26 protein-coding genes and 1 tRNA gene are annotated in these 26,262 nt (G+C 39.2%); 15 read left to right on the top strand and 12 right to left on the bottom strand.

The window, feature by feature from the left end; all coding sequences use genetic code 11:
* Window positions 1-42 precede the first annotated feature (42 nt).
* The 3 genes from trxA to ABXZ32_RS09325 all read left to right on the top strand — a co-directional run bounded on the left by trxA (window position 43) and on the right by ABXZ32_RS09325 (window position 1,562).
* Complete coding sequence (gene trxA / locus ABXZ32_RS09315) at window positions 43-360, top strand: thioredoxin (protein ID WP_062056234.1); 318 nt, start codon at window positions 43-45, stop codon at window positions 358-360.
* A gap of 124 nt (window positions 361-484) precedes the next feature.
* On the top strand, window positions 485-1,414 hold the full coding sequence (locus ABXZ32_RS09320; protein WP_354618404.1) for a DUF58 domain-containing protein: 930 nt from the start codon (window positions 485-487) through the stop codon (window positions 1,412-1,414).
* 74 nt (window positions 1,415-1,488) lie between these two features.
* Window positions 1,489-1,562 (top strand) — tRNA-Asp (locus ABXZ32_RS09325).
* A gap of 246 nt (window positions 1,563-1,808) precedes the next feature.
* Here ABXZ32_RS09325 and ABXZ32_RS09330 read toward each other — a convergent pair.
* Both ABXZ32_RS09330 and ABXZ32_RS09335 read right to left on the bottom strand, forming a co-directional pair.
* A complete protein-coding gene (locus tag ABXZ32_RS09330) occupies window positions 1,809-2,216 on the bottom strand; it encodes a hypothetical protein (protein WP_354618405.1) in 408 nt (135 codons plus the stop codon).
* A complete protein-coding gene (locus tag ABXZ32_RS09335; RefSeq protein ID WP_354618406.1) occupies window positions 2,206-2,421 on the bottom strand; it encodes a hypothetical protein in 216 nt (71 codons plus the stop codon). Before ABXZ32_RS09335 ends, ABXZ32_RS09330 begins: the two co-directional genes overlap by 11 nt.
* 234 nt (window positions 2,422-2,655) lie before the next feature.
* Between ABXZ32_RS09335 and ABXZ32_RS09340 the strand changes: the two genes are divergently transcribed.
* The 9 genes from ABXZ32_RS09340 to nhaD all read left to right on the top strand — a co-directional run bounded on the left by ABXZ32_RS09340 (window position 2,656) and on the right by nhaD (window position 11,208).
* Entirely contained in the window at window positions 2,656-3,015 is a 360-nt protein-coding gene (locus tag ABXZ32_RS09340; protein ID WP_354618407.1) for a hypothetical protein, read from the top strand.
* Entirely contained in the window at window positions 3,012-3,767 is a 756-nt protein-coding gene (locus tag ABXZ32_RS09345) for a LytR/AlgR family response regulator transcription factor (RefSeq protein ID WP_354618408.1), read from the top strand. Before ABXZ32_RS09340 ends, ABXZ32_RS09345 begins: the two co-directional genes overlap by 4 nt.
* Window positions 3,760-6,855 carry an ATP-binding protein gene (locus tag ABXZ32_RS09350; RefSeq protein WP_354618409.1) on the top strand — a complete coding sequence of 1,032 codons (3,096 nt, stop codon included), beginning with the start codon at window positions 3,760-3,762 and terminating at the stop codon, window positions 6,853-6,855. The genes ABXZ32_RS09345 and ABXZ32_RS09350 overlap by 8 nt, the downstream gene beginning before the upstream one ends.
* 397 nt (window positions 6,856-7,252) lie before the next feature.
* Window positions 7,253-7,558: a hypothetical protein gene (locus ABXZ32_RS09355; RefSeq protein WP_354618410.1), complete on the top strand. Its 306-nt coding sequence runs from the start codon at window positions 7,253-7,255 to the stop codon at window positions 7,556-7,558.
* Between the two features lie 168 nt (window positions 7,559-7,726).
* A complete protein-coding gene (locus ABXZ32_RS09360) occupies window positions 7,727-7,897 on the top strand; it encodes a DUF6747 family protein (protein ID WP_354618411.1) in 171 nt (56 codons plus the stop codon).
* Window positions 7,898-8,107: 210 nt separating this feature from the next.
* Window positions 8,108-8,608, top strand: coding sequence for an outer membrane beta-barrel protein (locus ABXZ32_RS09365; protein WP_354618412.1), 501 nt, complete (start codon window positions 8,108-8,110; stop codon window positions 8,606-8,608).
* Between the two features lie 258 nt (window positions 8,609-8,866).
* Window positions 8,867-9,199, top strand: coding sequence for a hypothetical protein (locus ABXZ32_RS09370; RefSeq protein WP_354618413.1), 333 nt, complete (start codon window positions 8,867-8,869; stop codon window positions 9,197-9,199).
* 148 nt (window positions 9,200-9,347) lie between these two features.
* Entirely contained in the window at window positions 9,348-9,857 is a 510-nt protein-coding gene (locus ABXZ32_RS09375) for a hypothetical protein (RefSeq protein WP_354618414.1), read from the top strand.
* An 85-nt stretch (window positions 9,858-9,942) separates the two neighbouring features.
* Window positions 9,943-11,208, top strand: coding sequence for a sodium:proton antiporter NhaD (gene nhaD / locus ABXZ32_RS09380; RefSeq protein ID WP_354618415.1), 1,266 nt, complete (start codon window positions 9,943-9,945; stop codon window positions 11,206-11,208).
* Between the two features lie 118 nt (window positions 11,209-11,326).
* Here the strand turns inward: nhaD and ABXZ32_RS09385 are convergent, their stop codons facing one another.
* Window positions 11,327-12,397, bottom strand: coding sequence for a phosphotransferase enzyme family protein (locus ABXZ32_RS09385; RefSeq protein WP_354618416.1), 1,071 nt, complete (start codon window positions 12,395-12,397; stop codon window positions 11,327-11,329).
* A gap of 3 nt (window positions 12,398-12,400) precedes the next feature.
* Complete coding sequence (locus ABXZ32_RS09390; RefSeq protein ID WP_354618417.1) at window positions 12,401-13,294, bottom strand: nucleotidyltransferase family protein; 894 nt, start codon at window positions 13,292-13,294, stop codon at window positions 12,401-12,403.
* A gap of 124 nt (window positions 13,295-13,418) precedes the next feature.
* Between ABXZ32_RS09390 and ABXZ32_RS09395 the strand changes: the two genes are divergently transcribed.
* The 3 genes from ABXZ32_RS09395 (at window position 13,419) to ABXZ32_RS09405 (ending at window position 17,082) form a co-directional block, all read left to right on the top strand.
* Window positions 13,419-14,777, top strand: coding sequence for a Gfo/Idh/MocA family protein (locus ABXZ32_RS09395; protein ID WP_354618418.1), 1,359 nt, complete (start codon window positions 13,419-13,421; stop codon window positions 14,775-14,777).
* Between the two features lie 91 nt (window positions 14,778-14,868).
* Window positions 14,869-16,230 carry an oxygen-independent coproporphyrinogen III oxidase gene (gene hemN, locus ABXZ32_RS09400; RefSeq protein WP_354618419.1) on the top strand — a complete coding sequence of 454 codons (1,362 nt, stop codon included), beginning with the start codon at window positions 14,869-14,871 and terminating at the stop codon, window positions 16,228-16,230.
* Window positions 16,231-16,260: 30 nt separating this feature from the next.
* Window positions 16,261-17,082: a universal stress protein gene (locus tag ABXZ32_RS09405; protein ID WP_354618420.1), complete on the top strand. Its 822-nt coding sequence runs from the start codon at window positions 16,261-16,263 to the stop codon at window positions 17,080-17,082.
* Window positions 17,083-17,515: 433 nt separating this feature from the next.
* Here the strand turns inward: ABXZ32_RS09405 and ABXZ32_RS09410 are convergent, their stop codons facing one another.
* From ABXZ32_RS09410 to ABXZ32_RS09445, 8 genes are all read right to left on the bottom strand, one after another.
* Window positions 17,516-18,220, bottom strand: coding sequence for a sulfite exporter TauE/SafE family protein (locus tag ABXZ32_RS09410; RefSeq protein WP_354618421.1), 705 nt, complete (start codon window positions 18,218-18,220; stop codon window positions 17,516-17,518).
* Window positions 18,221-18,252: 32 nt separating this feature from the next.
* Window positions 18,253-18,708 carry a FixH family protein gene (locus ABXZ32_RS09415; protein WP_354618422.1) on the bottom strand — a complete coding sequence of 152 codons (456 nt, stop codon included), beginning with the start codon at window positions 18,706-18,708 and terminating at the stop codon, window positions 18,253-18,255.
* A gap of 27 nt (window positions 18,709-18,735) precedes the next feature.
* Window positions 18,736-20,145 (bottom strand): cytochrome c oxidase accessory protein CcoG, encoded by a 1,410-nt coding sequence (ccoG, locus tag ABXZ32_RS09420; RefSeq protein ID WP_354618423.1) that lies wholly within the window; start codon window positions 20,143-20,145, stop codon window positions 18,736-18,738.
* A gap of 44 nt (window positions 20,146-20,189) precedes the next feature.
* Complete coding sequence (locus ABXZ32_RS09425; protein ID WP_354618424.1) at window positions 20,190-21,140, bottom strand: cbb3-type cytochrome c oxidase N-terminal domain-containing protein; 951 nt, start codon at window positions 21,138-21,140, stop codon at window positions 20,190-20,192.
* A complete protein-coding gene (locus ABXZ32_RS09430) occupies window positions 21,137-21,334 on the bottom strand; it encodes a CcoQ/FixQ family Cbb3-type cytochrome c oxidase assembly chaperone (RefSeq protein WP_354618425.1) in 198 nt (65 codons plus the stop codon). Before ABXZ32_RS09430 ends, ABXZ32_RS09425 begins: the two co-directional genes overlap by 4 nt.
* A gap of 3 nt (window positions 21,335-21,337) precedes the next feature.
* Window positions 21,338-23,539, bottom strand: a complete 2,202-nt coding sequence (gene ccoN, locus ABXZ32_RS09435; protein ID WP_354618426.1) for a cytochrome-c oxidase, cbb3-type subunit I — start codon at window positions 23,537-23,539, stop codon at window positions 21,338-21,340.
* 4 nt (window positions 23,540-23,543) lie between these two features.
* Window positions 23,544-23,747, bottom strand: coding sequence for a cbb3-type cytochrome oxidase assembly protein CcoS (gene ccoS / locus ABXZ32_RS09440; protein ID WP_354618427.1), 204 nt, complete (start codon window positions 23,745-23,747; stop codon window positions 23,544-23,546).
* 104 nt (window positions 23,748-23,851) lie between these two features.
* Window positions 23,852-26,227, bottom strand: coding sequence for a heavy metal translocating P-type ATPase (locus ABXZ32_RS09445; protein WP_354618428.1), 2,376 nt, complete (start codon window positions 26,225-26,227; stop codon window positions 23,852-23,854).
* Window positions 26,228-26,262 lie beyond the last annotated feature (35 nt).

Genomic DNA, 26,262 nt, shown 5'->3' on the forward strand with positions numbered 1-26,262 from the left:
GATTAATTGACTAAATTTGCATAATTAAAAAATAAAACAAACATGGCATTAGAAATAACAGATGCTACTTTTGATGAGGTAGTTTTAAAAAGTGATAAACCAGTTGTTGTAGATTTCTGGGCAGCATGGTGCGGACCTTGTAGAATGGTCGGGCCAATTATCGATGAAGTAAGTGCTGAATACGAAGGTAAGGCTGTAGTTGGTAAGGTAGATGTTGACGCAAATCAAGAATTTGCAGCAAAATACGGGGTGCGTAACATCCCAACGGTTTTGGTTTTCAAGAACGGTGAAATTGTTAACAGACAAGTTGGAGTTTCTCCTAAGAAGGTTTATACCGATGCTATTGAAGCAGCATTATAAACTAACAGTATAAGATTAAAAAAGGCTTGACTCACGTCAGGCCTTTTTTTATTTAATAGGATTTCGTGTCAACTTAATTTTTTGGCCCAAGGGATGTTTGTTATCTTAGGGTATCCATAACGCTATGAATCTACAATCTGAATTAAACAGTGCTTCGTTGTTCCAGAATCTGGAACTTTTGGCCAACCAAGTGGTGGAAGGCTTTATCAGTGGTATCCATAAAAGTCCCTTTCATGGTTTTTCGGCCGAATTTGCGGAACATAAAATCTATAACAACGGGGAAAGCACCAGGCATATAGATTGGAAACTATTTGCCAAAACAGACAAGCTGTATACCAAACGATACGAAGAGGAGACGAATCTGAGATGTCATATGATCTTGGACAACTCGGCCTCCATGTACTATCCAGATGTTGACCATTTGAGCGTAGACAATTTAAACAAGATAGGTTTTGGAGTCCTGGCCATTGCGGCCCTGATGAATATCCTGAAGCGACAGAGAGATGCTGTAGGCCTCAGCGTGTATTCCGACGCCTACCAATACTATGCTCCCGAAAAAGGAAGCGAGCGACATCATCAGATGCTATTGGCCAAGCTGAATGAGATCAGTTTGGAATCCAAACCGGCCAAGGTAACGGACACCTATACCTATTTACATCAGATTGCCGAAAAAATAAAACGCAGAAGCCTTATATTTTTATTTACAGATATGTTTCAGAATACCACGGACAATGATCAACTGTTTGATGCCCTGAGACATTTAAAGTACAATAAGCACGAGGTGGTATTGTTTCATTTGATGGATAAGGACAAGGAGTTCCACTTCAATTTTGAGAATACTCCCAAGCGTTTTGTGGATGTGGAGACTGGGGAGCATATAGATCTTTATGCGGAAGGGATCAAAGAATCGTACGAAAAAGAGGTGGAAGCCTATTTTGAAATGTTAAAATTGCGCTGTGCCCAATATAAAATTAAATATGTTGAGGTGGACATACATGCTGATTTCTCGAGAGTTATGAATACCTATTTGGTGGAACGCCAAAAATTTCTTTAAAGTTGCGTATTTTTTAGGCGAAATTATTTGTGCAATTAAATAAGGGGTGTATATTTGCACTCGCTAAACGCCACGGTTCGGTAGTTCAGTTGGTTAGAATACCTGCCTGTCACGCAGGGGGTCGCGGGTTCGAGTCCCGTCCGGACCGCTTAAAGCCTTCAACGCAAGTTGGGGGCTTTTTTCGTTGTTGTAATTTTCAATTTGCATCCTTAAATACTAGTGGCGGGTTCCCCCGAGACTTCGGGGCCGTCCGGACCGCTTAAAGCCTTCAACGCAAGTTGGGGGCTTTTTTCGTTTTTACAATTTGGGGATTTATTTGTGAATTACTACCTGGTGTATTGCTTTAAATCTCGTTTACCATATGTTGTTTCATGGCATTGTTTTTATGCTCATTTTAAGAAACACCTTCACGAAGGCTTTTGAAGTACCGATTTAAAGAAGCTAAAGGATCTTTCTTTTTTAATTTTTTGGACAAGAAGTGTTCTGTATCTAAAAAGTTTAAATTTATAAGATCGGTGGTGTCCTGAATTTGTCCATCTGAGGATGACTGAGCTTTGTGGGATTCTAAACCTACGTCTTGTTCTACACTATTATCTATACGTTTCCTGAATTTATAAAAAAAGCTATTCGTAATTTCAATACTGTAAATGGTGGATAGGGCATACAATACAGGTTTGGAATTATCAAAAAGTCCTTCATCCTCAAAGTCGGTAGTACAGCTTAGTCCGGTTATTGAAAGAAAAACAACAAGTAGGGTTTTCTTGTTCAAAAATCCTTTTAACGTTTCTATTTTATTTTTCATGGTTATTTATTTTTGATGGGTTCTCATAAGCTATTGTGGAATCTATATCCGGATTATAATCTTCGATCTTAGCATTAGGGTTTGTTTTTAATGTGGTCATTGCATGATCCGCATAGTCCATAAAATTGGCAACTTCATTCATGGTCTCTTGACAGCTTGAAAAGACCAAAGAGATTAGTACGGAAAGGAATATGTATTTTTTCATAATGCATGTTTAAGGGTTCTTACTCGTTTAACAATGACCCAATATTAGAGGAAAGCCATGGGGTATAACAGCTTTACTTACCTAACGACAGCGGTATTGATCAAGCGGTTGATCGTACGGCAACTTACCTTTTGATAGACCGTACGATTGATTGAATAATGCGTTGTATATGAATTGCTTACATTTATGTCTAAAGGATGGAAATAGAACATAACACACATGATTGAACCTCAAATGAGATATATAAATCTTGAAAATTTAGAAAATATCTCAAGAGGAGATGACAAACGTCTCTTTAAATATCTAATACAGTTTAGGGAGTTGATTCCAGAGCGTACCGCACAATTACAGAACGCATTGCAATTGGCAGACAGGGTGCAAATTCGTCAGATACTGCATAAGATGAGCCCACAGCTTCAATTTTTTGGTATTACCAATGTGGTGGACCCCATTCAAAGGTTGGAATGCGAGTACCAAACTATGGCTATTGATGAACTCAATACCCTGGTGACGAAAATTTTAGTAACTTTAGAAAAAGCTCTCATAGAAGTTTCCCAACTAATAGACTATAAACAAAACAACCAAAACACATGACCGGAAGCATATCATGTCTGATAGTTGATGATGATCCCTTTATTCAGAACTTGCTTTCTGATAAGCTTCAACAGTATTTCCCAGATATTGTAGTCTTGGCGCAATGCAATAATGGACAAGATGGAATTGCAAAAATTTCTGAGTTATTACCGGAGCTGGTATTTCTAGATGTTGAAATGTCGGATATGACTGGCTTTGAGTTATTAACACAGGTAGACCATATCAATTTTAAAATCATATTCATTACCTCCTATAAACACTATGCGATTAAAGCCATTAAATTCAACGCTTTGGATTATTTGTTGAAACCGTTTGACCTGGGGGAATTAAAAAATGCCATTAAGCGTTTTAAAGAAAGCAGAAGAGATAGCTATAACCCATTAACAACAGCGCTCACTAATATCAAAAGTAAATATGCGAAAGATCAAATCTTAATCTTACGTACCCAAGAGGGAGGGATGCAACTTGCATTAAACGAAATCATTAGGGTAGAAGGTGATCGTAATTACAGTTATGTGCATCTTATCAAAAATCGTCGAGAGCTGGTCTCGAAAACATTAAGCGCTATTGAAGAACTTTTGGAGGATAAAGGCTTTTTTAGATGCCATAAATCCCATTTAGTGAATAGAGCACATATTGTCTGTGAGCCCAAAAATCTTCATATCAACCTATCCAACCAAACCACTATTCCCATCTCCAGAAGAAAAAAAGAGGCATTCTATGAGTGGTATAAAACATCAGATCATGATTAAAAAATTAGTTTTAGCGCTGGTAGTTTTCAACTGTTTTATGTCATTTGGGCAAGAGGCTTGGTTAGACTCTATTGCAATTTATAGGGATGCTGAGGCCAAGCTAGATTCTATTGAGATATGGGAAGGACAAGCCACAAAGGCGCAACAGGTTAAAGATCTGGATACTGAAATGATGGCCTTGTATAATATACTGGATACAAAAGTTATGGATTTTAATAACCTAAATCGTTCAGTGAAATATAAAGAGTTCTCCAGATTGGAAACACTGATTTTGCAAAATCCAACACATCCCACCACAAAAAAAATAATAGCTGGTTTTTACTCTCTACTTGGGCTTCATAGCTGGTTTCAGAGATATGCAAAAAAAATAAATGAGGGAGTCATTGATGAACATCTGACCGAAAAAGCAATTGAAAGTCTTGAAAAGTCTCAAAAACTGGCCAAAGAGGAGAATAATTGGAAGTTGTATTATGAGGCCAAAATATTTCTAGATGGAAATCTTAAAGGTTATTCTTTAAAAGAGAATTTGAAATGGATGTTAGAGATGGAAACAGAGCTTCTGGAGAAAGACCAATTGGAAGCACTACCTAGATTATATGCCGCTATTGGCTTTACGTATAGGTTTTTGGGAGAAAATCTAAATGCAATAACCTACTATGAAAAATATATCACTAAAGAACAACCCAAATGGCGACTAAATCGGAGTCTTGTGCATTTGAGCAATATTTATATGGAACTGAATAAACCCGAAATCTCACTATACTATGCCCAAAGGAGCCTTTATTTTGCGGAAGCCTATGATACCCAACTTAATTTAGAGGTACATGCTCATTTGGGCAATGCATACCTAATGTTAAACAATTTAAAAAAAGCACAATATCACTATGATAAGCATCAAATATTACTAGATGATTTGAATACTACTCGCTTGGAAATATTACAGAATAAAGTGTCAAAAGCCATTGCTGCAAACGATGTTTCAGCTGAATTAATTGCACGAATTGATCTTGCAGAATTTAAAACCTGGGATCTAGGAGATATGGAGCTTTCTTATGTAGAGTTGCTTGCTGTTCAAAATTTAATGGATGAAAATTCCCAATTTAAAGAGCTGCCCGAGGCAATTCCATTTTATATACATTTGGGATTACTGCTCAATTACCAAGAAAAATTTGTTGATAGTGAATTCTACTTAGATAAAGGCTACGCACTTGCTAAAAAAAATAAGGCTAAGTCCCCAGTTATTTATTATGATGCTGCTTTTAGATTAATTCAATTATATGGAAGAAATGGAGATAAAAATTCTTTGCTCAACTTTTATCCTCAAATAGAAAAGGAAATTCTAGAAAAGGGGGATAGAAGCGAATTATTTCAAGCAGCATTCTATGGTTTTCTGGGAGGTGGGTACATGGAATTAAAGGAATATGAAACAGCCTTGATCTATACAAGAAAAAGCATTGCAGCCAAAGAAATAGCTCTTCCATACGTTATCCAGTCCCAAATTTATTTAGCATTAAAGCAATTGGACGCGGCCATTTTTTCTGGTAAAAGAGGCCTTATATTGTTAAAAGCAAACAATAGCCATCTTGATCAATGGTTTGCCCATAAATCCCTGGGAGTTGCATACCGTCAATTGGGGCACTTCGAAAATGCTCTGTACCATCTTTCCGAATTTGAACGTTTGGATGCCAAACTTTTTTCAGGAGAAAGCGCTTATAGAGTGGGGATTATTGATCAGGAACGAGAGAAGGAAAAGGCAGCTTTAAAATCAGCCATTAACAATCAGAAGTATAGTAGCCAACGTAAAATTTTATGGCTAGTAGGCGGTGGTGCCATCCTCTTTGCCCTTGGACTGTTTTTTATACTAAACAGATTAAAGGTCATCCGTAAGCAAAATAAGATAATAGCATCAGAAAAGGAACGTGCGGAGCAATCGGAGAAATATAAAGAGAAGTTTTTGGCCAATATGAGCCATGAGATTAGAACGCCCATGCACGCCATATCAGGTATGTTGAACACCCTGAAACGGCAAAAACACCCCAAATCTCAAGACCGCTATCTCAATGCCATGAGAATTAGTTCTGATAGCCTACTTGTGCTCCTCAATGATATATTGGACCTATCTAAAATTGAATCTGGCAATTTGGATATGGTGCAGGTAAAAATGAACGTTCATGAAATTGTAGACAATGTCATTGGGCTGTTAAGGTTTAAAGCCGAAGAAAAGGGACTGGTCCTTACAAAAAAAATCCCCGACGATTTTCCAAAATCAATTATTGGCGACCCGGGAAGGTTACGCCAAATACTTCTTAATCTAGTGGGCAATGCATTGAAATTTACTGAAAAAGGCAGTGTTGAGATTGAAATTTCTGAAATTGAAGACCAAGTTAAAATAGCCATAAACGACACGGGAAAAGGAATTCCAAAAGAAGAATTCACCGCGATTTTCAATTCTTTTCATCAGGGTTCAATTGTTCGCAATGGTATATATGGAGGAACTGGTTTAGGCCTAGCGATTTCAAGGCAACTAGTGGAGCTCCAAGGTGGAAAAATTTGGGTAGAGAGCAAAGAAAAAGTAGGCAGTTCCTTTTTCGTCCAATTGCCTCTTATCTTGGCAGAAGAAGGGAAGGCTTTAAAGACTGGGCTAACAGAGACCGAATTAAAAGCACTAGGAGAGCAGATGCCCGGATTGTCCTTACTTATTGCTGAGGATAACGAATTCAATATAATGGTAGTGAGGGATGACCTGGAATGGTATATCCCGGAAGTTAAATTAACCTTTGCCCAAAATGGCCTAGAAGCAGTGGATGCGTTTAAGAAAAAATCTTTTGATTTGGTTCTTATGGATGTACAAATGCCAGAAATGAACGGGTACGAAGCAACAAAGGAAATTAGAAAATATGAGGCGATTAAGAAAAATGAGACTTCTACCCCAATAATTGCCATGACGGCAAGTTTAATGAAAGAGCAAATTTCCAGTTGTTATGTTGCTGGAATGGACGGTTATATCCCTAAACCTTATAAGCCAGAGGAATTGATCAATGCACTTTATAATATTTCAATCGCAACTCCTATTGGAATATCAGAATAGGGTATTTTAAAGTTCTCCATTGTAGGAATAATTTAATTTTCATTGTAGTTGCCCATATTTTCTGAGACTTCGGGGCCGTCCGGACCACTTAAAGCCTTCAACGCAAGTTGGGGGCTGAAAAAGCATTTTAATATTTCCTCTTTCTTGCAATAAAACATCCGTAATTATTAATATGAGTCTATTTTAATGACAATTGGATTAAACAGATGTGTTATATTTACCTACACTTGTACTTTATCCCACATTTTTGAAGGTTGGACAGATTAATTTTGTTTGTGGGGCAAACCAACTTAATTTTAATTAAAAATGTAACTGGTTGAATTACTTTGTTTTAGAGCTTGGGTATTCATACTGGTTCTTGTGCATTTAATAACTGATGGAAAAGTCTAAGTTAGTCATGAAAAAAACTACCACCCTATTGTGGATTGCCTTAGTGGTAGTCATTATAGGCTTTGGGGTAGGGATATATCTTCAGGATTTAAAACATCAGGAAAGTACCGAAGCTGCATGGAAGGCCAATAGGTTCAATATGGAACGGTTTTATAAGATACGTAGGTTCACCGGAGAAATTAACGAAGGAAACTGGCACACAATGCGTGATAGTATTGGACGGCAACTGGACAGCTTTATGATTTTAAGGTACAGAAAGGAAATGGATAGCCTTAACGAAAAAAGAGCGATGGGCAATCAGTATAATAACTAACCCAATAGGTACTTCAATACATATCTTGTTCCCTGAAATACAGTTTACTTCGATTAAATGTTTCCTGTTAGGGCTTTAACGATGTTTCCTTCCACTTTAGCCATTGTTGTAAGAATTTACCATCCTTAGCTTTAAGTTTGTCCCGAACTTAATCGAAAAAACAACAATATGAAGACAATTTTACTCGTAAGAAATATTTACCTAGACGGATTTAAGAATATAGGAAACTTTGTGGTACGTAACTATTTCAAAGCTTTCGCCATCTTTAGCTTTATCATGTTCGCTGTGGTGATGTATGCCTTTGTTTTTAGAGTCGTAACAGGTTATGCGTTTGACTAAGATCCCATTTCCGTTAATACAATAGTGTTTATGTCTGAACTCGAATCAGTTCATATGTTTACATAGTTCCATTGTTGGGAAGTGAATATTCTCTTACAAAAACCGATAATATACACGTGGACAACCTTTTCTTCTTGTTTGGCAACAAAAATAGTGGCTGATATAAGAAAGATTCTAGTTTTGTTTGGACATTAATTAAAGTCCAAACCCATGAAAAACAGAATTTTAGTGTTCATTTGTTTATTTTTTGCCGTTGCCTCATACGCACAGGAAGGATTGAAAGCAGGGATACAAGGCGGGATGCCCTTTGATGACTTTAATGATGATGTGTCACTGACCCTAGGTGTGGATGTGGGCTATATGTGGGCACTTGGAGAAGTTGTTGATGCAGGCATTACAATGGGATTTATTAATGGTTTTCCTGAAACCTTCCACTCAGATATAGTACGCGAAGATTTGCCTCATGTCCAATTTGTGCCTCTTGCTGCCTCAGTAAGAATATGGGCCGGGAATTCCTTTTCTTTTGGTGTAGATGGCGGACAAGCGCTAGGCATAAATAAGGATAATGAAGGAGGTCTCTATTACCGACCCCAAATTGGATACCTGGTCGACTCCAATGCCGAATTGAACCTGTCCTATACCGCCATTGAATTGGATGGAAAAACATGGACTACCTTAAACATTGGATTGCTATATACCTTTACCTTTTAAGCTCCAATAAGTATATCCTTTCCCTAAACTTCACTTACTTTAATTACTAGCCCTTTCAATTTATGGGATTCAATTCCTAGTTTCTAATTGAAATTTTATTAGGGATATAAACAACTTACAGCCAGATTTTTAAAGCTTTGGTTGAAGGGAAAACGTGAACACCAATAGCCTAATAAATTAACATTTACTTAACGTTTTAATATATACATTTACTCCGTGAAACGAGTGAAACACTTTGGCTTTTTAAGCCTTTTGCTTTTGATACTTTTTTGGGGTATCGGGAATGCGGTGTATGCATTGCCCCAAGCTTCCATTCCCCTGAATTCACAAGCTGGCAACCAGATTAAATTAAAAAAACTCTTAAATAAGGAAGGAGTTCTTTTTAACTTTCAGCAACAAGAATTTGAAACTGTTATACAACTTTCAGTCCTTGATAAACTAAATACGGAGTATTGGCTGGTTTCAAAAAGGACGGCCACTACCGTATGTAATCTTAGTGGTTTTGAACTTCAGTATATTATCTATTCCAATACCATAGAACCTGGGTTGGATTCGTTGACCATGATATTCCCTTTCCATTCCTATATTTAAAATTGTTGGTAAATCAAATCTTGTTTGGAGGAGCCCCGTTGTTTCTCTGAATTTTGGTCGCACCTGTATTTGTCCCAAAACGGGCCATTATTGTAGTGCATCTTTAAAAAACACCAATCATTTTATTTTAAAATTTAAATATTTAGTCATGGAATTAGAATTAGTAATTATATCATTAGTACTTGTAGCAAGTGTTTTCGTACCGTTTTTTATAATTGATTTCTCCGGTAAAAGTGGAATCGCACAAATGAAAAAACTGTTTAAATTAGAACTGGTCAAGAACAATTTAAAATTGACCGAGCAAGAAAATTGGGGCAATACCTTTATTGGTGTCGACAGAGAACAGAAAAAAATGCTTTTCATGAAATTTTCGGAAGTAGACCCTAGTATTCATCTAATCGATTTAAGTAAAATTCAAGCTTGTGAAATAGACAGCAAAATAGGTAGTGTAAAAACAAAAGTCAAAAAGGAGAATATTTTAAAGCAACTAAATCTTAAAATTAGTCCTATAGATACTAGAAATCCTGAAGTAATCCTAAATTTCTACGATTGGGAAGGAATTTATAGTGAGGATTTTGAAATGGCCAGAGCTGAAAAATGGAAAACCATCATTAAGTCGCTTATGACAACCATTGTCACGGGTAAGAGGGCAGCATAACTTTAGTAACCAATTAAAATCATAAACCAATGAAAGCAAAATTGAAAGCCTGGATGTGTATCAGTAATCCCCAGTGTAGGTAACCATGGAAATTACGATCATAGTTTTCGTTATTGGCTATTTTTTGATCGCCATGGAGCATGTTGTGAAGCTTGATAAGGCAGCAACAGCTCTTTTTACTGGAGTACTGTTGTGGGTGCTATTGGTTTTTAACCAAGCTGAACTTAGTGAAACAATAGTTCATCTCAAGGAGCACTTTGAGGAAATCTCGGAAATCCTCTTCTTCCTTTTAGGGGCCATGACCATTGTGGAACTTATAGATTCCCATGATGGGTTCAAGGTCATTCATAAGGTGATTAAGACAACGGATAAACGAGCGCTCTTATGGATTTTGACTATTTTGACGTTCTTCCTATCCGCTGTATTGGATAACCTTACTACCACCATCGTCATGATTGCCCTGTTGAAAAAGTTCATGGACACTAAAAATGACTTATGGTATTTTGCAGGGTTTATTGTGATTGCGGCAAATGCTGGAGGGGCATGGTCTCCAATTGGGGATGTAACAACCATTATGTTATGGAACGGCGGGCAGGTATCTACCCACTCCATCATTACGGAGGTCTTTTGGCCAAGTGTAGCCTGCTTACTTGCACCCCTGGTTTTGGTATCGTTCTTTCTAAAAGGTAAGGTGCAAAGTGTGGTTTTGGAACATAAAACAAATCATGACCAGATCGGGGATGGCGAAAGTATGTTTGTACTTATTTTAGGGGTACTTTCTTTATTGTTCGTGCCTGTGTTTAAAACAATGACACATTTGCCCCCATTCATGGGTATGTTGTTCAGTTTGTCAATACTTTGGTTAGCCACTGAGATCATACACCGTAAAAAACCGTTGGAGATAAAGCATCACTATTCGGTAGCCAATACCATTAGGCGTATAGACACCCCGAGCATCCTGTTTTTCATGGGTATTTTACTTGCTGTTGCGGCAATGCAGACCAATGGGGTGCTGGGGGCCGTAGGGAAATCTTTGGACAACTCCTTTGATAGTTACTATGTCACCAATATTCTGTTAGGACTTTTGTCGTCTATTGTGGATAACGTGCCGTTAGTGGCCGGGGCAATGGGGATGTATTCCATGGAACGTTTTCCGCAGGACCATGAATTTTGGAACTTCATGGCCTACTGTGCCGGTACGGGTGGTAGTGCCTTGATTATCGGTTCTGCCGCTGGTGTTGCGGCTATGGGTATTTTGAAGATAGATTTCATTTGGTACCTTAAACGCATAACATGGTTGGCCCTTCTTGGTTATTTTGCCGGGATAGTGGTGTTTATTTTGATGAAATAATGACATAGAACGATAGTCCATTGCGCATTAATTTTATGCTAAATTGGAAATAGTTGGTTGTAAGAAACTGAACACGATCACCTTCAACGATACTTGAAGGTGATTGTGTTATTACTATTTATTGGATAAGTTTTTTAGCGACCATTTCCTGTATATAACTTACTTCGGAGAGTGCTTTTTTACTAAAATCAAATAAACTTAGGCTTCTGTCCAAGTTTTGATCGGCATAGGAGACTTTGTAGTATTGATCATTGTTCAGGTAGTCCGTCAGGGCTCTTAACCCGTGGATAAAAGGCATAAAAACTATTCCTAGGGGCAGCGATTTCAATTCCTCGGCGGTCAGGAAAGCAGAGGATGTTGCGAGTCCGTCCAAAAAAGATTCAAATAATGGCCTATCGAAATTAATTTTATGGTGGTCCTTTTCATCCTCCTTTGCTGTGTTGGCAACGGTACGCACCAAATCCCCAAAATCATAATAAAAATAACCCTTCATGATGGTATCCAAGTCAATGAAGCACAAAGCTTGATTGGTTTTTCGGGAGAAGAGGATGTTGTTTAATTTCGTATCGTTATGACAGATGCGTACAGGCAATGTGGAGCTGGAAAGGTCTAAAAGAAGGGGCAAGGTCTCCAATACAAAAGGAATTGCCAAATTGGCTTTATCGCGTCTTTCTTGGCTAGACTTGTTTAGGGCTTTCTGGAATTGTTCTTTCCGTAAATGTAAATCGTGGAAGTGGGGAATGGTATCCACAAATTGGGCTGATGAGGCGTTCTGTAAAAGAAAATGGAACTTGCCCAGAATCTTGCCGGCACCAAACGCGATTTCGGTTTTTTTGGCACTATCATAAGCAAGGCTGTTCGGGATATATTCCATAAGCCTCCAATATCCACTACTATTGAATTTGCAATAGGACTGGCCAGTGATTGTTGGGACCAGCGCTACCAAACTATAATCTGTATCCGTTAGATATGATAGGGCCTTTGTGATATTGCCCATTACCCCAGGGACATCCGTAAAAACTTCACTGTTGATGCGTTGAAGAATGTAATAAGGTTGTCCATTTTTTAAAACGAGGTAGGTATCGTTGATAAAGCCTTGGTCTATTTTGTTAAATGTATAAGCGCCTTGGTCCACAGAAAATGCACCTAGTAGTTTTTGAAGTTCTAAATTAGTCTTAGCGCTAACCATTTTCTAATACGTGTTGCCCCATAGTGGGGATGGATAAATTTCCTTATTGGTCATATCCGCCAATGCCATTACCGCCAGCTCCCGGTCATTGGCATAAGTGACCCCAAACCACTTTCCGCTGGATGGTAAAACTGTGACGGTGGTTTTTTGCTTTGCTATCAAATGCTGAATAACAAAGGGGAGATATACTTCACTGTTTTTTATCAATTCCTTGTCCTGAAGGAATTGAGAGAAATACGTTTCTATCTCTGAAAATAAGGAGGGTTGGCATACCCAAAAGTTCATGCTCACCATTTCTTCCCCACTGAATTGTTGTCCAGAATCCAAGTCTACTATTTCTCCGTTTTCGGAAATGATTTTTAAGCGCTCCTCTACGCTTAGGAGGTTTCCATTTTTAATGCTACATATTCCCCTGGAAACAGACCCATTTGGGGACAGTGTTTCTATTAGGGTGTACCCTACCATAGCATAAGGGGAGGTTGTTTCTGGGTTTTTTATAAATGAAGCTGCTTTGTGAAATGCTGCCCTTCCGTAATAATCATCGGCATTCAATACCACAAAAGGGGAGTTGATGTGGTTTCTGGCCGTCCAGACGGCATGGGCCGTGCCCCAAGGTTTCTGTCGTTCCACCAAAATCTCTGCTCCTGGCGGAAGCTCCTCCAATTTCTGAGAAAGGACATCCAGTTTTATATTTTTTGGAATGCGCGCCATTAAATGGTCCTGAAGAAATGCAACATGGTCCAGTTGGGTGATGATGACAACATGGTTGAACCCTGCGTCAATGGCATCGTATATGCTGAACTCCATTAGGAATTCTTCGTTGGGGCCCAAACCGTCAAATTGTTTTAGTTTCCCATATCGGCTACCTTTCCCGGCAGCCATTAATAGCAGTGTCATCCTTTTTTGCATCAGAAGTAAAAATAAGATTTTTGATAGGAACTCCATTTTTAAAAAGCAGAGGCTTCATATATTATTTCAAAATGTTTAATTTAAACCACCAATAACCAACTTATTTTAATTGATGACCACAAGAAGAAAGTTTATTAAAAAAACAAGTGTACTGGGAGCGGGAATTCTGGTGACACCAGCTATTTCTCCCAATCTTTTTGGAAATTTTGAATCCCAAAAGTTAAATGTTGGACTTATTGGCGTAGGGGAGAGGGGAAATAATCATCTAAGTAATCTCCTTCTGCGCAAGGATGTTAATGTTACAGCTATCTGCGACATTGATGCCAATAGAATTGAAGAAGCCAAGAACAAGATGATCAAGGCGGGCAAAAAGATCCCAAAAACCTTCGGGAGCAACGATTATGATTATCGGAACCTCTTGGACCTAAAAGAAGTGGATGCGGTTATTATAGCAACGCCATGGTTGTGGCATACAAGAATGACGGTTGACGCCATGGAAGCCGGTAAATATGCAGGGGTTGAGGTTTCTGCAGCCAACACTCTGGAGGAATGTTGGGACTTGGTAAATACCCACGAGCGCACTGGTACGCATATGATGATTTTGGAAAATGTTAATTATAGAAGGGATGTAATGGCCATTCTTAATATGGTCCGGCAAAATGTATTTGGGGAACTGGTACATTTTAGATGTGGGTATCAACACGATTTGAGGGAAGTGAAATTTAATAACGGGAAGCAACCGTACGGAGGGGGAGTTGAGTTTGGTGAAAAGGGATATTCCGAAGCCCGTTGGCGAACTGAACATTCGGTAAAGCGAAATGCCGATGTATATCCCACCCACGGAGTAGGCCCCATTGCGGTCATGGCCGATATCAACAGGGGGAATAGATTTGTTTCCATGACTTCAAGCGCAAGCAAGGGAATAGGCCTGCACAACCATATCGTTAAACAAGCTGGAGCAGACCATCCCAATGCCAAAGTAAAATTTAAACAGGGTGATGTCATTACCTCTACGATAGAGACCGCTAATGGGGAAACCATTATTGTGACCCACGATTGTAACCTGCCAAGACCTTACTCCCTGGGGTTTAGGGTACAAGGGGCTAACGGCCTCTGGGAGGTTGATGGAAATAGAATTTACATAGAAGGCAAATCGGAACCCCATAGATGGGATGTTGCAGATGATTGGCTCAAAAAGTACGATCATCCCCTTTGGAAGAAATATGGAGAATATGCGGAGGGATCTGGACATGGGGGAATGGATTTCTTTGTGCTGAATTCCTTTGTCGAATCGGCAAAATTAAATATTGCCCCGCCTCTGGACGCCTATGATGCCGCTGCGTGGAGTGCCATAACCCCCTTATCGGAAGTGTCCATTGAAAATAATGGGGCACCACAGAATTTCCCCGATTTCACAAGAGGGTTATGGATCAAACGGCCACCCTATAACTGGATAAAGGATACCTTTTAGAGGTATGGGTGAACATCTGCCTTAAATATGATAGATGTCATATATTCTTTCCCTTGGTGATTTTACTTTTGAAACTAATTAAGTGCCAAATATGTCAACATTAGTTCAGAAGTATAATATTGCAGGGCCCAGATATACCAGTTATCCAACCGTTCCCTACTGGAATATGGACTCTTTTTCAGGGAAAATATGGCAACAAACCTTGATTCAAAGCTTTGAAGAAAGCAATGTTGAGGAGGGGATAAGCCTATACATTCATTTGCCCTTTTGCGAACAGATGTGCACCTTTTGTGGATGTCATAAGCGAATAACCAAGTGTCATGATAAAGAAGGGCCGTATATACAGGCAGTGCTTAAGGAATGGTGGTTGTACTGTAATTTGTTTTCTTCCAGACCTGGGATCAAAGAATTGCATTTGGGAGGTGGAACGCCCACTTTTTTTTCGCCTGAAAACCTCAAGGTATTGATCGATGGAATATTTAAGACTGCATCAAAGGCCGAAGGTTATGAGTTCAGTTTTGAAGGCCATCCCAACAATACCACTAAAGATCATCTAGAGACGTTGTACGATCTTGGGTTTAGAAGGGTGAGCTTTGGTGTTCAGGATTATAATGAAACGGTGCAGAAGGCCATTAATAGGGTTCAGCCTTTTGAAAATGTTAAGCGGGTCACGGAATATGCCAGAGAAATTGGATATACCTCTGTAGGGCATGACATCATTTTTGGATTGCCTTTTCAGACCCTGGAACATGTAGAACAGACCATATTAAAGACCAAGGAATTGATGCCCGATCGTTTGGCATTTTATAGCTATGCACATGTTCCCTGGTTGAAAGGAAATGGACAACGTGGTTATAATGATGCAGATTTGCCTTCAGCTGATGATAAACGCGAACAATATGAAAAGGGGAAGCTTATGCTTTCTAAAGTAGGGTATAAAGAAATTGGAATGGATCATTTTGCGTTGCCAACCGATGCGCTCTTTAAGTCCATGGAATCTTCAGAATTACACCGAAATTTCATGGGGTACACCGCATCCAAGACTCATTTGATGGTGGGGCTGGGCGTTTCAAGTATCAGTGATAGCTGGTATGGATTTGCACAAAATGTAAAGGGCTTGGAAGAGTATTATCATCTCATTGACAATAATATTATTCCAGTGTACAGAGGTCATATATTAACTGAAGAAGAACAAATAATAAGAAAACACATTTTAAATTTAATGTGTCGCTTTGAAACCTCTTGGGATGGTAAGGAGGAATATTTTCCGGAACTTCTAGAGGTGTTGGAGCGATTGGAAGAAATGGAATCAGACGGGCTGGTGGAAATAGGTAGTAATGTACTAAGAGTAACAGAAAAAGGCCGACCTTTTATTAGAAATATAAGTATGGCCTTTGATGTATTGTTGCACAGGAAGGCTCCCGATACCCGTTTGTTTTCAATGACTATTTAATGACATTTGTAAATCTCAAAATCTGAAATTATGAAAAAAATTATCGTACCTGTTGATTTTTCTGAACAATCGGAATATGCCCTGAAAGTAGCGGCATCCATCGCTAAAAAGTATGGATCTGAAATTTTCGCGGTTCATATGTTGGAACTTTCCACGGCAATTTTATCCACAACCGAAGGAATGCAGCAAGATCAGATGCTATTTTTAATTAAACTTTCAGAAAAGAGATTTTCCGAATTTTTAGACAAACCCTATCTTCAAGATATTAAGGTAACCCCAATAATTAAGCGCTTTAAGGTATTTAGTGAATTAAATGAAGTTGCTGAAAAGCACCAGGCCGATTTGGTAGTTATGGGTTCCCATGGCGCAGATGGATTAAAAGAAATATTTATTGGTTCCAATGCCGAGAAGGTGGTAAGAAACTCAAATGTTCCTGTACTGGTCATTAAAGACGATATAAGTGATTTTAAGCTAGATCATTTTGTATTTGCTTGTGATTTTAAAGAAGATAATCTGCCAGCCTTGGAAAAGGCCAAGGATTTTGCTAACAAATTTTCTGCTGAGCTACATTTGGTGTATGTGAATACTCCGGGAGATGACTTTTTGAGTACGGCAGATATCTATGCACGGGTATCGCAGTTCTTGGCAAAGGCAAAAGTTGGTAAGGAGGTTGAAATTTATAATGACTACACCGTGGAAAAAGGAATATTGAACTACAGTAAAAATATCAATGCCGATATTCTGGGAATTCCTACCCATGGACGCAAAGGCCTAACCCATTTCTTTATGGGAAGTATAGGGGAGGATGTTGCCAACCACTCCAAAATTCCAGTTGTGACCTTTAAACTCTAGAAGCCGATAAAAAGAAGGATTTTAAAAGCATATTAGGGGTAGTTATACCCAATATGCCAAATCTAAACTAGATTTTGGTCATACCAGTCATGGTATAAAATTTGGTTGATAGCTTAAATGATCCCAACTTAAAGGTCAACCGTGCTATGATTCGGCCAGTTTTTTATTATCAATAGGTTTAAACTCATATAAACTACTGCTAAGCATTTTTTTATACAGTTCTTCATTAACAGAAACCTTTACATGTAAATGTGGAAATTTCAGCATGTAGTTGTTATCGTTTCTCCCTATTATGGATACTTGAGTTGATTTTTTTTTCATAACTATGACTTTGATTTAAATTGAAAAAAATTAGAATCTTGTGTAGTGCCAAAGTTCTGAAGTTTTAAAGATATTAATCCTGACCTAGATCAGGGTGGGCCTTTTTTAAGAATTAATCCATACAATCAATGTTGCTGGAAACCAATTCTATAACCGGCTCTGGAGAAATGTAGGGTATGCCCAGGCCCAAGCCACGAACAATAAAAAGTAGACCAATCACAATTACAACGACCGGGATCAGTTTTTGTATTCTATTACGTGCGTTCCCTTTTAAGATGCCAGTTAAATAAATTGCTGAGGTCATCAACGGAATAGTACCCAATCCAAAAAGAACCATATAGAGCGAACCGTTCCAAGGATCGCCCATGGCAATGGCCGCAAAAAGTGCCATGTAGACCAAACCGCAAGGAAGGAACCCGTTTAATAAGCCAATGGCCAGGAACGTGTCCGCGGATTTTTTCTGGAGCTCCTTTCCCAACCGACTTTTTATTTTTGAAATCACCCTGAACCAGGGTTTGGAGAAATTGTACTTCTGAAAGGTTCTATAAGGAAGCAGTACAACAAGTATCATAACGATGCCAATAAAAATTGATAGTTTTTGCTGCATGCCAAAAACATAAAGTCCCTTGCCCAAAAAACCAAATACCAATCCCATGGTGCCATAGGCCAAGAGTCTTCCCAAATGATAAATGAGGATTTGGGAGAATTTCTTGTAGGAATTGCTTCTATCCACAGGCAACAGAAAGGCAATAGGCCCACACATTCCTAAACAGTGCAAGCTGCCCACGAGTCCCAATATGAAAGCAGATATCAGCATTTATTTGAAAAGGTTATTTGCAGTTTTATTCATCAATTTTTAATATAGGTCAGGCTTTCCTTGTGTAAATAATTTTTGTTTTCATATTCCAAGGAAATCGTAATGTCCCAACGACCATCCAACAAGCGTTTGTCGGGTATGAGCAAATTTGAATTGGATATTTTGATAGGTAAATCAAAATCCAAGTGCTTATTAGATGGTCTGTATAAGGACACTGTTCCCTTTAATTTTTGTGGTTCCATGGCTTCCGGAAAGCGTACTTCCCAACCTAAATTGGTCTTTTCAATGCTAATCTTTGTGCTTAAATTATTGGCATTGTGTTCGGCATCCATTTTTTTTTGAAAGCCCAGTTCTTCTTTATAATATCCTTCGGTCACCAAGTCGTGATTGGAGTTACTGTCCATCGTCATCCTGACCACAAAAAATAGGATAAAGCTTATAAAGGCAATGAAAGCTAAGACTACTGCTGTTCCCCAATTTATTTTCATGATTATAGTATTTTAATTTGAATCACCTTATTTATAACTTCTAGGTGCCAAGAATCTTGCGGTAGTTGATTCTATTAGATTTTTACCGCTGTATATCCCTATTTTTAATTTGTCCTTGTCCCCGTTCAACACGGAATTATTTATTTCAATAAATAGAGTGCCTTCCGATGATTGCTGTGCTAGAACACTAAAGTTCTGATTTCTTACCAACTTGATATTGCCTTTGTGCGACATAAGTTCAAAATGTACATCGGCTATGTCCATTGTGGTTTTATTTAGTAATTTATAGGTATACACATTGCTGATGATATTTCCTTCTTTATGCTCATAAAGTTGTCCTGGTAGTCTAAGAATACTGGCCTCTAAGTCGTTTCTTAAAAAAAGCATGCCGATGAGGACACCGGTCAATATGACCAATATGGCCGAATACCCTTTAAGTCTTGGTGTGAACTTAAATTTTTCTTTTCGTTCTATATTGTCCTCGCTTGCATAACGAATAAGTCCTTTGGGAAGATTTACCTTTTCCATGATATGATCGCACTCATCTATACAGGCTGTGCAATTGACACATTCCAATTGGGTGCCATTACGGATATCAATCCCAGTAGGACATACATTTACACATTGGAAACAATCAATACAGTCTCCATGGCCCAAAGCTTCCCTATCTTCATTTTTTCTGAATTTCTTTCTTCCGTTATCACTTTCCCCCCTTTTATGGTCATAGGCAACAATGATAGATTTGTTGTCCAATAAAACGCCTTGCATACGTCCATAGGGGCAGGCTATAATACATACTTGTTCTCTGAACCAAGCAAATACAAAATAGAAAACCATTGTAAAAATGATTAGGGAAATAAGTGTACTTACATGTTGTAACGGCCCATCAATGATGTATTGAAATAATTTATCGCTCCCTATCAGGTAAGCCAAAAATACATTGGCGATTAGAAAGGAAATTAGTAGGAACACGGTCCATTTTAAAACCCTTTTTCTAATTTTCTCTGCATTCCACGATTGTTTGTCCAACTTTATCTGCGCTCCCCTATCCCCGTCAATTAAAAACTCGATCCTACGAAATACCATCTCCATAAAAATGGTTTGGGGGCATATCCAGCCACAGAAAATACGGCCGAAGGCAACGGTAAAAAGGGCGACAAAAATAACACCGGTGATCATGGAAATGACGAACAAATGAAAATCTTGGGGCCAAAAAGGGAATCCAAAAATATTGAACCTGCGCTCCAGAACATTGAACATCAAGAACTGGTTCCCATTAATTTTTATAAAGGGTGACGACAGCAGGAACAATAAAAGAACATAACTGACCCATTTGCGATAGGTATAGTACCTGCCACTAGGTTTTTTGGGAAAAATCCAAGAGCGCTTTCCTTCTTCATTAATGGTACCTATTGAATCCCTGAAATTATCGTCCATGCGTTTTTATTTCCCTTTGGATATGATTTATGCCTGAAAGATTTTCAGTTCATTGCGACGGTCACCGTATCTTTTTCTTGTTCCTTTATTCCGTCAGGAATGACATTCTGATTTGGCTTGGTTTCATCAATCCATAGTTCACCTTGGGCTTCTTTTGGATTGGCAGGTACTTTTCCTTCCATGGTCAGGACATAACTGGAAACCTGTGCCATCTCCAGTGGTTTTAAGGTCTGTTTCCATGCAATCATCCCTTTACCGTCCCTTCCTCCTTCAGAAATGGTTTGAAAGATATTTTTAATACCGCCTCCCAATATCCAATAAGGGTCAGTTAGGTTAGGGCCAATTCCGCCTCCACCATCTGCCATATGGCAGGCCACACAATTGCTTTCGAAAATGGCTTCCCCAGCTTTAAGATCTGATGCCTCGGCTAGAAACACAACTGTATTGATATCCACAAGGTCTTTTGCATTTTTTTTATACTCGTCTATGGCCAATTGGGCCTCTGCCACTTCAATTTCATATTCCATATTTTGCCCTACGCCATCGAAAACATGGTAACGGGCAAGGTAAATTACTCCAAACACGATGGTCGCATAAAACATATATACCCACCAAGGTGGCATATCGTTATCCAGTTCCCTGATACCATCATAATTATGGTCCAAGATAATCTCCCCCTCCTCTTCAATGGGTTTGTTTCCCGTAAGCTTTTGGTACCATTTTTTCGCCCATGTCCATTCCCATGTTTGGGATTGGGTGGCCAGATAGCGCTCTTTTGCTTTTTCGGGAAGAGTGTGGAACATTACATTCTCTATAGATTGTAAAATAAGTTCCATGGCTATCAAAATCATTAATACCAACAACAAAAATAGTTGTGTAATGGGATAGGCAATAATGGCTAGCTGATCTCCAGAATCTATAACATACTCCATCAATCCGAAGATGATAAAGAAAAACAGGGGGATGCGGATCCACCAGGGCGACATATTTTTCATAGTGTTTGGTTGTTTTGGTTGGTGTCTTCTTCTTCTAAAGGTATTCTACTTACCTCTGTGATATGCTCTTTTGAGGCCGTAAAAACCCACCAAAAAAGAATGGCAAAAAAGACAAAAAAGATGAGAAGCGATATCATAGGATAGGTGGCAACGCCATCTATGGTCTCCATATAGTTTTTTACAAATTTTAGCATGGTCTATTCGTTTTGTGAAATAACTTCATTGGTTTCTTTGATCTTAATATCGGTACCCAAACGCTGTAAGTAAGCAATTAGGGCTACGATCTCTCGATCTCTCATGTTTACAAAATTCTCTCCGTTCTCCTTGGCCGATGCCTTATCCGCTTCGTAATTGGAAGCAAAATCGGGGTCGGAGTATAGGTTCTGCTCAATTTTTAATGCTTGGGCGTCCATGTTCTCATTGGCATTGGCAATATCCGCTTCGGTATAGGGGACGCCTAGGGCAACCATGGCCTTCAATTTACCGGTAATGTCACTCCTATCCAGCTTATCCCTAACCAACCACTGATAGGCAGGCATAATTGAACCCGAAGAGGTGCTTTGAGGATCGTACATATGGTTTAGGTGCCAATTGTCCGAGTATTTACCTCCCACCCGAAGTAAATCTGGGCCTGTTCTTTTACTGCCCCAAAGAAAGGGGTGGTCGTACACAAATTCCCCAGCTTTGGCATATTCCCCATAGCGTTCCACTTCACTTCTAAATGGGCGGACCATTTGTGAGTGGCAACCGACACATCCCTCACGTATATATAGATCCCTACCCTCCAATTCTAAAGGCGTATAAGGTTTTACACTGGTGATGGTAGGAATGTTGGATTTTACCAAGATGGTCGGAACAATTTGTATTACCCCACCAATTAAAATGGCTACTGTGGCAAGGAGGGTCAATTGTACTGGTTTGCGCTCCAACCAGGTATGGAATGTCTCTCCCGCAATTCTCCTTTTCAATATTTTTGTCAGTGCCGGAGCTTCTGCCAATTCATCGGCTACTTCGGTACCTTGTCTTATGGTGGCAACCATGTTGTAGACCATTACAATGGCTCCTATGATATATAGACTGCCCCCTATTGCCCTCATCCAATACATGGGCATAATTTCAGTAACTGTTTCTAGGAAATTTCCATAGGCCAACGTACCATCCGGATTAAATTCTTTCCACATTAAGGCTTGGGTAAACCCTGCCACATACATGGGAAGGGCATAAAGTATTATCCCCAAGGTTCCTATCCAGAAATGAAAATTTGCCAGACCCTTGGAATATAAACTGGTCTTAAACATTCTGGGAACCAACCAGTAGATCATACCAAAAGCTAAGAAACCATTCCAGGCCAATGCTCCTACGTGGACATGGGCAATGATCCAATCACTGAAATGGGCAATGGCATTTACATTTTTTAGGGATAACATAGGTCCTTCAAAGGTGGCCATCCCATATCCGGTAATGGCAACTACCATAAACTTCAAGGTTGCATCTGTTCTCACTTTATCCCATGCTCCCCTTAGGGTCAATAACCCATTGATCATTCCACCCCAGGAAGGTGCGATCAACATAATGGAAAAGGCAACTCCTAAATTCTGCGCCCATTCAGGCAATGTTGAGTATAACAAATGGTGGGGCCCCGCCCATATATAGATAAAGATCAAGGACCAAAAATGGACAATGGACAACCTATAGGAGTACACCGGCCTGTTCGCGGCCTTTGGCACAAAATAATACATAAGCCCTAAAAATGGGGTGGTCAGGAAAAAGGCTACAGCATTGTGTCCATACCACCATTGTACCAAGGCATCTTGGACTCCAGCGTAAACCGAATAACTTTTTAAGGCACTAACTGGAAGTTCCAAGCTATTGAAGATATGAAGCACGGCAACAGTAACAAAAGTGGCGAGATAAAACCAAATGGCCACATACAGATGACGTTGTCTCCTTTTTATCATCGTCCCGATAAGGTTAGCTCCAAAGGCAACCCATACCAAGGCAATGGCAATATCTATGGGCCATTCCAATTCTGCGTATTCCTTGGAAGTGGAATAGCCTAAAGGCAAGGTGATAGCAGCAGCAACAATAATGGCCTGCCAACCCCAAAAATTAAATTTGCTCAAGGCATCACTGTACATTCTCGCCTTTAATAACCTCTGGGTAGAATAATACACTCCGGCAAATATGGCGTTTCCAACAAAGGCAAAGATGACCGCATTGGTATGTAAAGGTCTTAAACGACCAAAACTAAGCCAAGAAATACCATCGGTAACATTGGGAAAAATAAACATAAAGGCCAACAAGAGACCAACGGACATTCCTACAATTCCCCAGAACAAGGTGGCATAAATGAAATTCTTAACGATTTTGTTATCGTAATAAAACTGTTGTACTTCCATAATTTTATTGATTATTCTCTTTTGGTTGATTCAATTTTTTGGATTCTGGTTCTGGTGCGGGTTTGACCAATTCATCGTCGAAGAGCATGCGCACGGAAGGGGTATAGGTGTCGTCATATTGACCATTTTTGACGGAAAAAATAAAAGCGGTAAAAAATACTACCGCAACCACAATACTAATAGTCAATAACACATATATAACACTCATACCTATTCTAATTTTGGCGTAAAACTAAGTCTGCCACAAAGGGCAAAAAATGACATTTATCAGGTTTTGGTTTTTGTCCTTTATATAGATTCATTCAAAATTCTTCACTCTAATTTTCTGCCTATGACATAAGTGGCCGCAGTTGTAAAGGCCACGATGCTTATGGAGCTCAACGGCATTAAGATGGCGGCTATTACTGGTTCTAATTGTCCGGTAACAGCAAAAAACAATCCTATTACATTATAAAGCAATGACAACACGAAACTCAACTGGATAACCTTCATGGCTTGCTTTGATGCTAAAATATAGGAAGGCAATTGTTGCAATTTTGTAGCGTCTAAAATTGCATCACAGGCCGGCGAAAACACATTTATATTTTCTGAGATGGCAATGCCCACATCGCTTTGGGCCAAGGCGCCAGCATCATTGAGTCCGTCACCCACCATTAATACCCTTTTATGTTTTTGTTGCTGGGCGGCTATAAAGTCTAATTTATCTTCTGGTTTTTGATTGAAGTGTAGCGGAGTGCCCAAGGGTACCAATGCCTCCAAATTGGATTTTTCACCGGCATTATCACCTGATAGTATGGCCAATTCCATATTTCTTTGCATGTCGTTAAATACGTTGGAGATCCCTTCCCTATATTCATTATGAAATACAAAGCAGCCTTTGTACTCATCATTGGCACTGATATGTACAGCTGTATTTTGGTTTGACACCACGCTCTTATTGCCAACAAAGGTTGCAGATCCAATTTTTATTTGTCCGTCTTCCTTAGCACCTCTGATACCATGGCCTATATGTTCTTGATATTCATCGAGCGTGACAATATCATGTTCGGCCAATAAGTCGTAAAGTGCCCGACTCAATGGATGGTTGGAGGCACGAAGTGTATTTTTAAGGAGGGATTCTTCTGCTACTGTAAGGTCCATTCCTTGGTAGCTAACCGTTCCTTTTTTTGCAGTGGTGATAGTTCCTGTTTTGTCAAATATGGCCATATCCACCTGCGCTAGCCGTTCAATGGTCTGACTGTCCTTGAGATAGAATTTTTTGTGCCCAAAAATACGGAGCATGTTGCCCAAGGTAAAGGGAGCCGCCAAGGCAATGGCACACGGACATGCAATTATAAGTACTGCAGTAAATACATTGATCAACTTACCACTGTCTATAAATAACCAAAATAGGGCCGCAGTGAATGCTATTGTAAGTACTCCTACGGTAAACCGTTTTCCAATACGATCTGTTAGGGTCCGAAAGCTATTGGTGCGATCTTTTTGAAAAATAGCATTGCCCCATAATCGGGTCAGATAACTTTGTGGGACAGATTTTAAAGCTTCCATTTCAAACGCTCCCGAAAGCTGTTTCCCCCCAGCATAAATTTTATCGCCTGGTTGTTTGTAAACAGGGGCAGATTCCCCACTGACAAAACTATAATCGATCCTTGCATTTCCGAGAAGTAAAAGTCCGTCCACAGGAATCAATTCTTCGTTTCTGATCAGAAGACGATCACCTTTTTTGATATAGTGAAGTGGTACGGTATCTTCCGTGCCATCCTTTAAAATTCTAGTGATGGCAATGGGAAAATAAGACTTATAGTCCCTCTCAAAGGAAAGAAAAGAATAGGTTTGCTGTTGGAAAAACTTGCCCAACAACAAAAAGAAAACCAATCCTGCCAAACTATCAAAGAATCCAGACCCCCAATCGAAAATAATTTCCAGAGAACTTCTAATAAAAAGGACCGATATTCCCAAAGCTATGGGGACATCTAGATTTAATAAATTGGAACGGATACCTTTGTAGGCCGATATAAAATAATCTCGGGCTGCATAAAATACAACCGGAAGGGAAAAAAAGAACATCAGCCAGCGGAAAAGGGGCTTATACTGTTCTATCCAAAACTCTCCAACTTCAAAATACTCAGGAAAGGATAGGAACATTATATTGCCAAAGGCGAAACCCGCCACCCCCAATTGGTAGATCAGGATATACTCTTTTTTATTTATTTTTTGGTCGTAATCATCCAGGGAGATATTGGGCTCATATCCAATTCGGGTCAGTAAAAGAACCACCTCTTTTAGACTGATAGTCTGCCAATTATAGCTTATTCTGATTCTTTTTTTTGGAAAATCTACTTGTGAGCTAAAAATGGATTTATGGAGTTTATTGAGGTTTTCCAGGATCCAAATACAGGAACTGCAATGGATATGGGGAATATAGAGCGAAATGATCTGTATTTCTTCATCTTGGAACTCTACTAATTTCTCTGAGATTGCCTCGGACGAAAGAAAGTCGTATTTGCACTCGGCGATTTTTGGAGAGGCTCCTGCAGCTGCTTGCAGGTCATAGTAATAGGTGAGGTCATTACTCGAAAATATCTCGTAAACCGTGCGGCAACCTTGGCAACAGAAGTTTTTTTGATCATAAACAATGTAATCTTGAACGCATTTGTCCCCACAATGGTAACATGTGTCTTTACCCATATTTTTGCTCATTTTACCCAGCACAAAAATGAAGT

The sequence above is a fragment of the Sediminicola luteus genome (assembly GCF_040566555.1).
In the GTDB taxonomy this organism is placed as follows: domain Bacteria; phylum Bacteroidota; class Bacteroidia; order Flavobacteriales; family Flavobacteriaceae; genus Sediminicola.